The sequence below is a fragment of the Halogeometricum sp. CBA1124 genome, assembly GCF_009741955.1.
Taxonomy (GTDB): Archaea; Halobacteriota; Halobacteria; order Halobacteriales; family Haloferacaceae; genus Halogeometricum; species Halogeometricum rufum.
In genome coordinates this window covers 1-12,630 of the sequence record NZ_WPCD01000106.1, presented here as the reverse complement: position 1 = coordinate 12,630, position 12,630 = coordinate 1, and the positions used below count along the sequence as shown (strand labels likewise).

The window sequence follows — 12,630 nt, the reverse complement described above, 5'->3', positions numbered from 1 at the left end:
CGGCGAACGCGTCGAGCAGTCGGTCGGTCTGTCGGAGGCTCGTGGCGTACTGCCAGTAGCCGAACCCGGCCATCACCAGCACGACGAGCCCCAACTGGCCGGCCTGAAACAGCGCCAGCGTGCGCAGTCTGGCGTCAAGCGCCGACCGGTCCTGCGAGACGGTCACCGTCCACCCCGTCGATTCGACGGTCGCGACGCCCTCGACGGACGATTCGAAGCGGCGGTTCCCGCCGTGGAGTTCCGCCCCGTCGTCGACGACGGTTACCGTCTGTCTGCTGGTGTCGAGGGGTGGCAACGCGTCGAACGTCGTCCGGGTGTCGAGGTAGATCGCACCCGCGAGGACGCCTTTCACCGCTCCCCGTTCGAATATCGGCGCGGCGAACACGAGGACGTACTCGTCGGTGCCGTCGAGACGTTCGGCCTCGCGACGTACATCCGGCCCTCGAGTGCCGCCTCGACGTACGCGGCGTCGCTCCGATCCGACCCGAGGACGGCCGAGCGCTGTGCGTCCGTGACGTCGCCCCGGAAGTCGACGACGGTGCCGTTGGCGGCGACGACCTGCGCGGCGTAAAATCGGGAGTTGGCGAGGAACGCCTCGAGGAACCGACCGTCGCCGTCGAACTGGCGCGCCTGCGGCCGAGAGGCGACGAGTCCAACGTAGTCGCGTCGGTCCCGGATCGAGGCGTCTATCTGGTCGGCCACGCGCGTCGCCGTCTCGTCGACGTCCGCGCGCGACTCGCCGACGGCGTCGCGCTTGTAGAACTCGACGGCCGCGACGACCGAGGCGCTCAACACGAGCGTGACGACGACGAACGCGACGGCGAACTTCGTCCGCAGTCTCATACGTCATTCGTTATCAAACCACGTGATAAGCGTTCGTGGCGCGGCGTCGACCGGTCGTCGGGACGCCCCGCACGAAGCTATAACACGGATACCGACCAACCTTTGTTCGGTCAGTGGTAGCATGGCACAGGCGAGAGACGGAACCGTTCTGGTGGTGGACGACGAGCGGGAGGTGACCGACGCGTACGCGCTCAGACTGCGTCAGCGGTACGGTGACGTGCGGACGGCCTACGGGGGCGAGGAGGCGCTGACGGCGATGGACGACGCGGTCGACGTGGTGTTGTTGGACCGTCGGATGCCGTTCTCCGGCGACGAGGTGCTGCGGGAACTCCGGGACCGAGGGTACGACTGCCGCGTCATCATGGTGACCGCTATCGACCCGGGGTTCGGTATCGCCGACATGCCGTTCGACGACTACCTCTGCAAACCGATCGGCAAGGAGGACCTGTTCGCCGCGGTGGACCAGCAGCTCGAAGCCGCCTCCTACGACGATCCGCTGACGGAGTTCTTCAGTCTCACCGCCAAGCTCGCCGTTCTCGAATCGGAGCGCTCGCCCGAGCAACTGGCGGAGGCGAGCGAGTACGTCCGGATGCGCCGCCGGAGCGACGAACTCCGCGAGGAATTGGCCGTCTCCACGGAGAACTTCGAGGAGATGGTCGAGACGTTCACGGCCATCTCCCGTGGGGGCTGAGGCGGCTGCCGAAGGGGCTCCCGAACGACGAGCGTGACCGCACGGGGCTACTCGTCCAGTTCGTCGCGGAGCATCTGGTTCACGTCGCCGGGGTCGGCGCTCCCGCCGGTCTTCTGCATCACCTGACCGACGAGGAAGTTGATTGCGCCGCCCTCGCCCGCGTGGTAGTCCGCGACGGCGTCGGGGTTCTCCTCGATGGCCGCCGAGACGGCGGTGACGACTTCGTCGTCGTCGGCCGCGCCCAGCCCCTCCGCCTCGACGATTTCGTCGGGCGCGTCGCCCTCGTCCAGCATCCGGCGGAGCACTATCTCCTCGGCGTTCTTCGTCGTAATCTCCCCCTCGGCGACGAGTTCCACCAGCCGGGTGAACTCGTCCAGTCGGTGGGTCACGTCAGTAATCTGCATGTCACGGTAGTTGAGTTCGCCGAGGAGGTTGTCGGCCACCCACGTCGCCGCGAGGTCCGGGTCGAACTCCTCGGCCACGTCCTCGTAGAAGTCGGCGACTTCCTTCGTGGAGGTGAGCTTCGACGCCGACTCGGCGTCCAGTCCGTACTCCGCCTGGAAGCGTTCGCGGCGGGCGTCGGGGAGTTCCGGGATGTCGATTCGCTCCTTCCAGTCGGCGACTTCGAGGGGCGGGAGGTCGGCCTCGCGGAAGTAGCGGTAGTCCTTCTCCTCCTCCTTCGAGCGCATCGAGACGGTGATGCCGCGCGACTCGTCCCAGTGGCGCGTCTCCTGTTCGACCGCGCGGCCGCGTTCGATGGCGTTCTTCTGCCGCGTCACCTCGTAGGCGAGGGCCTTCTCCGCGCCCTTGTGGCTGGAGATGTTCTTCACCTCGGTGCGGTTCGCCGACGCGAGGGCGTCCTCGGAGATAGAGCCGTCGTCGGCCACTTCGTCGTCGGGCACCATCGAGATGTTCGCGTCGATGCGGAGCGACCCGTCGCGCGTCGCATCGAAGACGCCCAGATACTCCAGCACCTCCTCCAACTTCGCGAGGAACGCCCGCGTCTCCTGCGGACTGCGGAAGTCCGGCTTGGTGACGATCTCCATCAGGGGCGTCCCCGCGCGGTTGTAGTTGACGAGCGTGTAGTCCGCGGTGTCGATGCTCCCGCCCTTGTGCTGGAGGCTGCCGGGGTCTTCCTCCAGGTGGGCGCGTTCGATGCCCACCTCGCGGCGGTCGCCCTCGACGGACACCTCCAGCGTCCCGTCGGCGCAGATGGGGGCGTCGTACTGCGTTATCTGGAAGTTCTTCGGCAGGTCGGGGTAGTAGTAGTTCTTCCGGTGGAAGCGGGTCTGCTCGGCGACGGTGGCGTCGAGCGCCTTCCCCACCTTGACGGCCGCCTCGACGGCCCCTTCGTTCAGGACGGGCAGTGCGCCGGGGAGTCCGAGACAGACCGGGCACGTCCGCGTGTTCGGTTCCTCGTCCTCGGCCGCGTCGGTCGAACACCCGCAGAATATCTTGGTGTCCGTTTCGAGCTGGACGTGGACCTCCAGCCCGATGACGGTGGCGAGGTCGCGCTGAGAGAGCGCCTTCGCGGTCATTAGGCGCGATTTGGCGTCAGGCGGCTAAAGAGTAACGGGACGGCTGTTCGAATCGACGGAGTTCGCCTGACGCGCCCTTCCGAACGCGTGTGTCGACAGATCTCTCTCGGGCGTAAGCACCACGAAAGTCCCATCCGATACCGGCCGGCCGGGCACCGTGGGCGGGCGTTCGTGATGTTCACAACCCCCCGATACGTCCAGAACGTTCGTCTCTCTCCCGACGGGCAACTTACAGCGAACAAGCGCAAGCTATTCATTCCCGAGATGCGACGCGTTCACAGACACAGATGCGCCCATCGTTCGGTTCGCCGCCCGTCGAAGTCGTCCGCGACGTGGCGTTCGCCTCGCCGCCGGAGCGACCCCTCTCGCTCGACGTCTACCGCCCGGCCGGCGGGTCAAGCGCGAGGCGCGCCCTCGTCGTCCTCCTCCACGGCGGCGGCTGGCACGCGGGCGACCGACGCGACCTGACGCAGGTGGCGCTCTCCTTGGCCGAACGCCGGTTCGCCTGCGCCGTCCCCGACTTCCGGTCGAGTCGCGAGGCGACGTTCCCGGCGGCGATACGCGACGTGAAGGCGGCGATTCGGTGGTGCCGCGCCCACGCCGACGCCGTCGGCGTCACACCGGACCGCGTCGCCACCTTCGGCCCCTCGACGGGGGCCCACCTCGCGGTGCTGGCCGCCCTCACGGGCGACGACTCGCGCCTCGCGCCCGACCCGAGCCACGTCTCCGACGCCGTCGCTGACGCCTCCGACGCGGTGGCCGCGACGGTGGGCGTCGGCGGACTCTACAACTTCGAACACACGCCCGACCGGGCCGAACTGACGGCGTTCCTCGGCGGGTCCCGCAGCGACGTTCCGGAGCGCTACGAACTCGCGTCGCCCTCCACGCACCTCGACGGCGGCGGGCCGCCGACGCTCCTCCTCCACGGCGGCGACGACGACGTGTTGCCCGCGATGGCCTCCGAACTGTTCTACGACGGCCTCGAAGACGCGGGCGTCGACGCGGAGTGCGTCGTCGCCGACGGCGTCGGCCACCGCGTCCTCGACGAGCAGTTCGACTGGGTGCTCGACTGGTCCGAGGGATTCCTCGACAGACACCTCCGGTAGACGGCTTACTGAAGGCGGAACTGACGGGGACCGGCGCGCCGCCGCCGGATCGCGTCACGTCGTGACTCCCAACTGTCACATCGCGTCTGTATGTCTGACGTACGTTTATGTGTAAGCGGCCGGGGAATACACGCATGAGTAACCGGGTGGAGGAACTCGAGTCGAAAGTCGCGGAACTGCAGGCCGCCGTCAACGGCCTGACCGAGGAACTGGTCGAGACGAAAGAGCGCGTTCGTCTCCTCGAAGACCAGGTCGAAGTGGACCTCACGGCGGGGACCCGCCCCGTGGGCCACGCGCCCTCCCAACCGGACGCCGACGCGGAACCGCAGCGAACCGAACAGACCGAACGGACCGGTACCGACGAGAACCGAGGGGCCGAGGAGGCCGACGAGGAGCGCGACCCGCACCTCCGCGAGTCGCCGGCACAGGCGCAGTCCCGGGCCGCGACGTCCCAACAGCCCTCCGACGACGCGAGCTTCATCGACGCGGACGCGACCGAACCGCCGGTCGAGACGACCGAGGAACCGGACGAACCCGCGGACGACGAAGTCAAGTCCGACGAAGCCGACGGTGAGGACGAGGCGGAGTCGGCCGAAGACGACAGCGATATCATCGTCGCGTAACTGGGTGGCTCCGCCCCTACGAGCAACCCATGCACATCAAAGAGCTCGTCCTTGACGGATTCAAGAGCTTCGGGCGCAAGACCCGAATCCCGTTCTACGAGGACTTCACGGTGGTCACCGGCCCCAACGGGTCGGGCAAGTCGAACATCATCGACGGCGTGCTGTTCGCGCTCGGCCTCGCGCGCACGCGAGGTATCCGAGCGGAGAAACTGACGGACCTCATCTACAACCCCGGACACGCCGGCGACGACGCCGGCCGCGGCGGCGGCACGAAGGAGGCCAGCGTCACCGTCGTCCTGGACAACGCCGACGGCAAACTCGACCGCTCGCAGGTGGTCAACGCCGCCGGCAGCGACGACGTGGGCGACGTGTCCGAGATACGCGTCAAGCGCCGCGTGAAGGAGACGGACGACAACTACTACTCGTACTACTATCTCAACGGCCGCTCCTGTAACCTCTCGGACATCCAGGACCTCCTCGCGCAGGCCGGCATCACGCCCGAGGGTTACAACGTCGTCATGCAGGGCGACGTGACCGAGATAATCAACATGACCCCGTACCAGCGACGGGGCATCGTCGACGAGATAGCGGGCGTCGCCGAGTTCGACGCGAAGAAGGAGGACGCCTTCGGCGAACTCGAAGCCGTCGAGGAGCGAATCGACGAGGCGGACCTGCGAATCGAGGAGAAGCAGTCCCGCCTCGACCAACTCGAAGACGAACGCGAGACGGCGCTGAAGTACCAGTCGCTCCGCGAGGAACGCGAGGAGTACGAGGCTACCTCAAGGCCGCCGAACTGGAGGACAAGCGCGCCGACTTAGAGCAGACGGAGTCGAAGGCAGAGGCGAAAGAGACGAAGCTCGAATCGCTCCGCGAGGAACTCGACACGCGACAGGGTCGGGTCTCTCGCCTCGAATCCGAGTTAGAGGAACTCTCGAAGGAGATAGAGCGGAAGGGCGAGGACGAACAGCTCCGAATCAAATCGGAGATAGAGTCGGTCAAAGGCGAGATAGACAGGCTCGAAAACGCCATCGAGGCCGCCGAGGACCGCATCGACGAGGCCGAGACCGAACGCCGGAAGGCGTTCGTCGAACTCGACCGCAAGCAGGAGAAGATAGACGACGTCGAGGACGACATCCGCGGCGTCAAGGTCGAGAAGGCGTCGGTCAAATCCGAGATCAAGTCCAAGGAGACCGAACTCGCCGAAGTCGAGGCCGAGATAGCCAGCGTGGACACCGAGTTCGACGAACTGAAAGAGGAACTCGCAGAGCGGAAGTCGCGATTGGAAGAACTGAAGACGGAGAAGAACGACCTCCAGCGCGAGAAAGACCGGCTCCTCGACGACACCCGACGACGCTCCTCGGAGATTTCGGAGACGCAGGAGAAGATAGCCGAGGTCCGCGAGGAACTGCCGGAGTTGAAGGCGAAGCTCTCGGACCTGCACTCGGAACTCGACAAGGCCGAGAAGAACAAGGCGAAGATAGACGGCGTCATCGAGGACCTGCGCGAGGACCGCTCGGCGCTCAAATCCGACCTCGACGAGGTGGAGGAGGACCTGCGCTCGAAGCAGTCCGAGTACGCCGAACTGGAGGCCCGCGCGGGCGAGAACGGCGACACGTCGTGGCCGCGGGCGGTCACGACCATCCTCAACTCCGGACAGTCGGGCGTCCACGGCACCGTCGGCCAACTCGGTTCGGTGCCGGGCGAGTACGCGACGGCGTGTGAGACGGCCGCCGGCGGGCGTCTCGCGCACGTCGTCGTCGACGACGACGGCGTCGGCTCCTCCTGTATCGACTACCTGAAGTCCCGGAACGCGGGGCGGGCGACGTTCCTGCCCATCACGAAGATGGACGACCGGGGACTGCCGTCGAAGCCGAACCGCTCCGGCGTCGTCGACTTCGCGCGCAACATCGTGGAGTACGACGCCGAGTACGAGCCCATCTTCTCGTACGTCCTCGGTTCGACGCTCGTCGTCGAGGACATGGAGACGGCCCGGTCGCTGATGGGCGACTACCGGATGGTGACGCTCGACGGCGACCTGGTGGAGCGCTCCGGCGCGATGACCGGCGGTTCGGGCGGCGGCTCTCGCTACTCGTTCTCGAAGTCCGGGTCGGGCCGACTCGAACGGCTGGCCGTCGAGATTTCGGACCTCGAAGACGACCGGCGCGACATCGAACAGGAGATTCGCGAGGTCGAGTCCACGCTCGACGACGCACGCGAGAAGGCCTCTGACGCCGCCGACCGGGTCCGGTCGGTCGAAGCCGACATCGAACGGGCCGAAGAAAGCGTCGAGGAGAGAGAAGACGAGATAACGCGCCTCGAAGACCGCATCGAGGAACTCCGCCAGAAGCGCGCCGAGGTGGACGAGGAGATGCAGTCGCTGGACGAGGACATCGACGCCGTCGACGCCGACATCGCGGACGTGCAGTCGGACATCGACGAGTTGGAGGCCGAACTGGCGGACTCGGAGATTCCCGAACTCACGGCGCGGGCCGACGAGATTCGCGCCGACATCGAAGAGCGCGAGGACCGGATGGACGAACTCGACGGCCGCCTCAACGAACTCCAACTGGAACAGGAGTACGCCGAGGACGCCATCGAGGACCTGAACGAGACGGTCGAGAGCGCACAGGAGCGGAAGGCGGACGCCCGCGACCGGATAGGCGAGGCGGAGGCGGCCATCGAGGAGAAAGAGGCCGTCCTCGAAGAGAAGCGCGAGGCCGTCTCCGACCTCGAAGCGGAGTTGAAGGAGCTGAAGGCCGAGCGCTCGGACCTCCGCGAGGACGTGCGCGAGGCGAAGTCCGAACGCGACGAGCAACGCGACGCGGTCGACCGGGTGGAGTCGCGCGTCGAGAGCCTCCGGGAGAGCGCCGAACGCCTCGCGTGGGAGATAGACGAACTCGAATCGCAGGTCGGCGACTACGACCCCGAGGAGATACCCGACCACGACGAGGTGCAGGAGAACATCCAGCGGTTGACGGGGAAGATGGAGTCGTTAGAGCCCGTCAACATGCTCGCCATCGACGAGTACGACGAGGTGCAGGAGAGCCTCGACGACATGCAGGAGCGTCGCGACGTCCTCGCCGAGGAACGGCAGGGCATCCAAGAGCGCATCGAGCAGTTCGAGGCGCAGAAGAAGGCGACGTTCATGGAGGCGTTCGACGCCATCAACGAGAACTTCACCGACATCTTCGAACGCCTCTCCGACGGGACCGGCGAGTTGCACCTCGAGAACCCCGAGGACCCGTTCGAGGAGGGGCTGACGATGAAGGCCCAGCCCGGCGACAAGCCCATCCAGCGACTCGACGCCATGTCCGGCGGCGAGAAGTCGCTGACGGCGCTGGCGTTCATCTTCGCCATCCAGCGGCACAACCCCGCGCCGTTCTACGCGCTGGACGAGGTGGACGCGTTCCTCGACGCCGCCAACGCCGAACGCGTCGGCGAGATGGTGGACGACTTGGCGGGACGGGCGCAGTTCGTCGTCGTCTCACACCGCTCTGCGCTGTTGGAGCGCTCCGAACGCGTCATCGGCGTCACGATGCAGGGCGACAACGTGAGCGCGGTGACCGGCATCCAGTTGAGCGACGACGAGGACGAGGAGGCCACGGAGGCGACGGCCGATGACTGAGGGAGCGCCCGTCCGCGAGGCGGTGATGCCCGACGACGTGGACGTCCCCGACGGCGACGACTCGGAGGTCGAACCCGTCGAACTGCTCGTCCAACTGGCCGAGGAGGGCGAGATAGACCCGTGGGACATCGACGTGGTCGAGGTGACGGACGCGTTCCTCGACCGCCTCGACGCGACGGACCTGCGGACGTCCGGGCGTGCGCTGTTCTACGCCTCCGTCCTGCTCCGGATGAAGTCCGACGCGCTGTTGGAACCCGACGCCGAGCAGGAGGAACCGGAGATGGAACCGTGGGAGATGGCGCTGGAGGGCGGCGGCGAGATGGCCGGCGGCGACGACGGCGGGCCGGGCGGCTTCGACCCGGTGGACGCCCTCGAAGCCGAGATGGACCGCCGACTGGAGCGCAAGCACGCCCGCGGCAACCCCGAGACGCTGGACGAACTCGTCCGCGAACTCCGGGAGGCCGAACGCGAGTCGTGGTGGAAGCGCCGCCGCGAGTACGACACCTCCGACTCCCCGCGCGGGTACAGTCGCGGGACGCAGACGCTGGACTACCGCTCCGCGGACGAGTTGCGCGCGGACGAGGAACCGACGGCCGCCGACGTGACGGGGACGGCCCACACCGAGGACATCGAGTCCTCGATAGCCGACGTCGAGGCCGCGCTCCGCGAACACTACGGCAACGGCCGCGACGAGGTGCTGTACGCGGAGATTCGGACGGTGACGACGACGCCGGTGACGACGTACCTCTCGCTTCTGTTCCTCTCACACCGCGGCGTCGTCCGCCTCCAGCAGGACGACCTGTTCGGCGACCTGTGGGTGCAGGACCCCGAGGCCGTGGACCCCGACGACGCGGGCGACGACGGCGTGGAGACCGAAGAAGAAGAGGAAGCGGTCGAAGCCATCGCCGACTGAACCGGCCGAGCAGGCCACCTTTTTGCCGTCAGCGTCGTACCGTCGGGTGTGCCGCCACAGACCCTCCTCTCCGGAACGCTCCGACGGGTCACCGTCGCCGTCTCGCTCCTCACGTCGGCGCTGTTCGCCGCACTCGCGGGCGTCTTCGCGGCCGGTCCGGCAGCGATTCCCGCGGGCGAGTTCGTGACGCCGGCCGCCGTCGCCGCCCTCGCGTACCTCCCCATCTTCTGGGCGCACTGCTACGCCGCCGGCTTCGTCGCCTACCCGCCGACGGCGTTCGGCTTCCACCGCGTCGTCGAGACGCTGGACGCGCGGGTCTCGTCGTGTACGGTCTGTGGCGGACGCGACGACGAGGGCGTCTGCCGGCGGTACGGCGAACAGTTCGTGGTCGCCGGGGTTCCGCTGGCGACGACGGAGGGAGGAGAGAACTGGTACTGCGGGGACTGTCACGCCGTCGAACACGGCGACGGCGGGTCGGCGGCGGCGGTCGAACGCGCCCTCGAATCCGAGCGGAACTGACCGGTCGCCGACCCGCTCGGACCCGCCGTCTCGACCCCGACCCCGAACGGAAGGGGGCCGCGTAGACCCGCCGAGAGCGCCGTCAGACGTCTCCCGCGAGGACGTCCGCGACCCGTCGGTGGTCGAACAACTGCTCGTCGGCCCCGAACTCGGGATAGTCGTCGCCGCTCTCGTACTCGGGCCACGCGCGAACTGGTCGGGGTAGAGCTGTTTGGCGGTCATCTCGAGTTGGAAGAGGTTCATCAGCGGCCCCTGCCACCGCGTCCCCTGCGGGTACACCCGGCCGTTTTGGACGGCGGTCAGTTCCCCGCCGACCGGGTCGTCTTCGAGGTTCTGCGTCAGCGTTCCGAAGTCGAACGTGTCCGTGACCGTCCACAGCGCGAGGACGACGTCCGGGTCGGCCTCTGCCAGCGCCTCCATGTCGACCTGCGCGAACGGCCCCGAGAACTCCTCGCCGCCGAACGCGTCCGTCGCGCCGAGCGGGCGGGTGTGGGAGTTCCAGTAGCCGGGGGCGTTCAGACGGAGCCGGTAGATGGAGGAGAGGTCCTCCGAGATGGAGAGGTACGCGACGGTCGGCCGCTCCGACTCCGCCGGGAGCCCGTCTTCGATGGTCCCGAGGAGGTCGTCGTGAACGGACGCGAGCGCTTCGTACCGCGAGCGCTCCCCGTAGAGGGCGGCGACGCGGCCGAACGTCTCCCACAGCGTGTAGTACTCGTACTCGTCGGCCCACTCGTCCGGGGGGCTGGCGTGATAGCTGCTGTAGTAGTTTCCGAGCCACGGCCCCACGTTGTCCGCGACTTCGTCGACGTCGTCCCGGGTCCAGTTGTCCTGTGTCGTCACCCACGCCGGGTCCACGAGGTGGAGGTCGCTGTCCAGTTCGTACAGCCGTTCCTTCGAGAAGCCGTACTCGGTCGCCTCGTCGGCCCACTCGACGTCGAAGCCGTCGAACTCGGCGGTGAAGTAGCCGAGGCCCGCGGCGGTCCCCTCCCACCAGAGACTGTTGACGGTGTCTCCCCGACCGAGCGCGCTGGCCATGTCCGGGAACCACGGGAAGTGCGTGAAGACGTTCTCGGGGGGCGAATCGAGCGTGACGCTCCCGACCGGCGCCAGTTCGGTCGCGTAGTTCGACTCCGCCGTCGCCGTCTCCGATTCGGTCTGCTCGGCCGTCGCCGCCTCGGTCGTCGCCGTCTCGGAGTCGGTCGCTGGCGAACTCGTCTCGGTGGTCGCGTCGGAGTCGCCGGAACAACCGGCGACGAGTCCCGCGCCCACGAGGGCGCCGGTCCGCTTCAGATACGTTCTCCGCGTGGGTGTGTCGGCCATCTGTTTTAGGTAGGCCTAAACAGAGGTAAATGAGTTCTGGTTCGCGTGAAACGGCGCGTTCCGGGCGGTCAGTCCACGTAGCGGCCGATGAGGGGGCCGAGGTCGGACTTCACGTCCTCGGGGATGGCCTCGTCGGGGGTGTTGATGGTCCCCTCCAGCGAGGTGTGACACGGACACTCGTGGTCTTCGGGGATGGCCTCGATAGCCGCCTCCACCGTCTCCTTGATGGCCGTCTCGTTCTTCGCGGCGTTCTTCAGCACCTCGTCGAGGGTGACTTCGCTGTCTTCCTTCCAGACGTCGTAGTCGGTGACGCCGGTCACCGTCGCGTACGCCATCTCCGCCTCGCGGGCGAGTTTCGCCTCCGGGATGGTGGTCATCCCGATGACGTCCCAGCCCTGTTCGCGGTAGAACTCGCTCTCCGCGCGCGTGGAGTACTGCGGCCCCTCGATGCAGACGTAGGTGCCGCCGCGGACCACGTCCGCGTCCGTCGCGTCTTCGGCGGCGTCGGCGAGAATCTCGTTCAGTTCCTCGCAGTAGGGGTCGGCGAACGGCTGGTGGACGACGACGTCCTCGTCGAAGAACGTCAGGTCGCGGTGTTTCGTCCGGTCGTATATCTGGTCGGGAATCACGAGCGTCTGCGGCGGCAGGTCCTCGCGCAGACTGCCGACGGCGTTCGACGCGAGGACGTGCGTGACACCCATCTCCTTCAGGGCGAAGACGTTCGCGCGGTACGGGAGCGTCGTCGGCGAGCGCTGGTGGTCCGGACCGTGCCGCGGGACGAATACGACTTCGCGGCCGGTGTCGCCGAACTCGCCGACGGTGAGGGGTGCGGAGGGTTCGCCGTACGGCGTCTCGACGTCGACGGTGCGCGTGTCGTTGAGGGGCAGGGCCTCGTAGATGCCGCTGCCACCGATGAACCCGATGGTCATACTCGTCCTGCGGGGGAGAGGACGTAAAACGTGGCGGGTCGCGGCGGGTGCGCGGGTCGGTGGCACGCCGCTCAGAACAGCAGTCCCGTCTCCAGTAGCGCGATGACCGCCGTGAGGAGGGGGATGCTGACCAGCGTCGTGACGAAGACGGCAGTCGAGACGAACTGCGCGACGGGGACGCCCGACACCGTCCCCTCGGAGAACTCGGCGACGAGGATGATGGGGGTCACCGCCGCCGGCATCGCTGTCTCCAGCACCACCGTCTTCGCCACCGTCGGGTCGGAGATGCCGACGGCGAGGACGGCTCCCAGGCCGACCACCGGGGCGACGACCATCTTCAGCGCCGTCGCGACGCCGACTTCGCGCAGGGTCGCGCCCACGTCGGTCCGCGAGAGTTGGACGCCGACGATGAGCAGCATCAGCGGGATGGAGGCGTCGCCGACGAGTTTCAGCGTCACCATCGCCGTCGAGTCGGCGGGCGGGACGACGCCGAGTCCCCGCGCGAGGAGAGCGGCGACGACGG

Annotated in this window: 9 protein-coding genes and 3 pseudogenes; 6 read left to right on the top strand and 6 right to left on the bottom strand. The window is 67.6% G+C overall.

Annotated elements, in window-relative coordinates:
* Positions 1-352 (bottom strand): annotated as a pseudogene (locus GJ632_RS13040) (histidine kinase); the annotation flags it as partial.
* The gene (locus tag GJ632_RS13035) at positions 349-843 is read right to left on the bottom strand and encodes a hypothetical protein (protein WP_191453193.1); all 495 of its coding nucleotides are present in this window, start codon (positions 841-843) and stop codon (positions 349-351) included. The pseudogene GJ632_RS13040 and the gene GJ632_RS13035, both read right to left, overlap by 4 nt.
* A 121-nt stretch (positions 844-964) precedes the next feature.
* Between GJ632_RS13035 and GJ632_RS13030 the strand changes: the two genes are divergently transcribed.
* Complete coding sequence (locus tag GJ632_RS13030) at positions 965-1,534, top strand: response regulator (protein WP_089804891.1); 570 nt, start codon at positions 965-967, stop codon at positions 1,532-1,534.
* A 47-nt stretch (positions 1,535-1,581) separates the two neighbouring features.
* Here the strand turns inward: GJ632_RS13030 and gatB are convergent, their stop codons facing one another.
* Positions 1,582-3,072, bottom strand: a complete 1,491-nt coding sequence (gene gatB, locus GJ632_RS13025; RefSeq protein WP_089805010.1) for an Asp-tRNA(Asn)/Glu-tRNA(Gln) amidotransferase subunit GatB — start codon at positions 3,070-3,072, stop codon at positions 1,582-1,584.
* A gap of 137 nt (positions 3,073-3,209) precedes the next feature.
* Between gatB and GJ632_RS13020 the strand changes: the two genes are divergently transcribed.
* The 5 genes and pseudogenes from GJ632_RS13020 (at position 3,210) to GJ632_RS13000 (ending at position 9,858) form a co-directional block, all read left to right on the top strand.
* Positions 3,210-4,178 carry an alpha/beta hydrolase gene (locus GJ632_RS13020; RefSeq protein ID WP_343161162.1) on the top strand — a complete coding sequence of 323 codons (969 nt, stop codon included), beginning with the start codon at positions 3,210-3,212 and terminating at the stop codon, positions 4,176-4,178.
* Positions 4,179-4,312: 134 nt separating this feature from the next.
* Positions 4,313-4,801: a hypothetical protein gene (locus GJ632_RS13015; RefSeq protein ID WP_191453191.1), complete on the top strand. Its 489-nt coding sequence runs from the start codon at positions 4,313-4,315 to the stop codon at positions 4,799-4,801.
* Positions 4,802-4,830: 29 nt separating this feature from the next.
* Positions 4,831-8,426: pseudogene (smc, locus tag GJ632_RS13010) on the top strand (chromosome segregation protein SMC).
* A complete protein-coding gene (locus GJ632_RS13005; protein WP_191453190.1) occupies positions 8,419-9,339 on the top strand; it encodes a segregation/condensation protein A in 921 nt (306 codons plus the stop codon). Before smc ends, GJ632_RS13005 begins: the two are co-directional and overlap by 8 nt.
* Before the next feature lie 48 nt (positions 9,340-9,387).
* On the top strand, positions 9,388-9,858 hold the full coding sequence (locus GJ632_RS13000; RefSeq protein WP_191453189.1) for a hypothetical protein: 471 nt from the start codon (positions 9,388-9,390) through the stop codon (positions 9,856-9,858).
* Between the two features lie 82 nt (positions 9,859-9,940).
* Here GJ632_RS13000 and GJ632_RS12995 read toward each other — a convergent pair.
* The 3 genes and pseudogenes from GJ632_RS12995 to GJ632_RS12985 form a co-directional block, all read right to left on the bottom strand.
* Positions 9,941-11,178 (bottom strand): annotated as a pseudogene (locus tag GJ632_RS12995) (ABC transporter substrate-binding protein).
* A 68-nt stretch (positions 11,179-11,246) separates the two neighbouring features.
* A complete protein-coding gene (mtnP, locus tag GJ632_RS12990; protein WP_089805021.1) occupies positions 11,247-12,107 on the bottom strand; it encodes an S-methyl-5'-thioadenosine phosphorylase in 861 nt (286 codons plus the stop codon).
* 71 nt (positions 12,108-12,178) lie between these two features.
* A partial coding sequence (locus tag GJ632_RS12985; protein ID WP_197427991.1) for an AEC family transporter occupies positions 12,179-12,630 on the bottom strand: 452 nt, incomplete at its 5' end.

Bases quoted from the DNA above. Each gene is read 5' to 3' on its own strand.
- GJ632_RS13035 (WP_191453193.1), bottom strand. From the start codon at position 843: ATGAGACTGCGGACGAAGTTCGCCGTCGCGTTCGTCGTCGTCACGCTC.
- GJ632_RS13030 (WP_089804891.1), top strand. From the start codon at position 965: ATGGCACAGGCGAGAGACGGAACCGTTCTGGTGGTGGACGACGAGCGG.
- gatB (WP_089805010.1), bottom strand. From the start codon at position 3,072: ATGACCGCGAAGGCGCTCTCTCAGCGCGACCTCGCCACCGTCATCGGG.
- GJ632_RS13015 (WP_191453191.1), top strand. From the start codon at position 4,313: ATGAGTAACCGGGTGGAGGAACTCGAGTCGAAAGTCGCGGAACTGCAG.
- GJ632_RS13005 (WP_191453190.1), top strand. From the start codon at position 8,419: ATGACTGAGGGAGCGCCCGTCCGCGAGGCGGTGATGCCCGACGACGTG.
- mtnP (WP_089805021.1), bottom strand. From the start codon at position 12,107: ATGACCATCGGGTTCATCGGTGGCAGCGGCATCTACGAGGCCCTGCCC.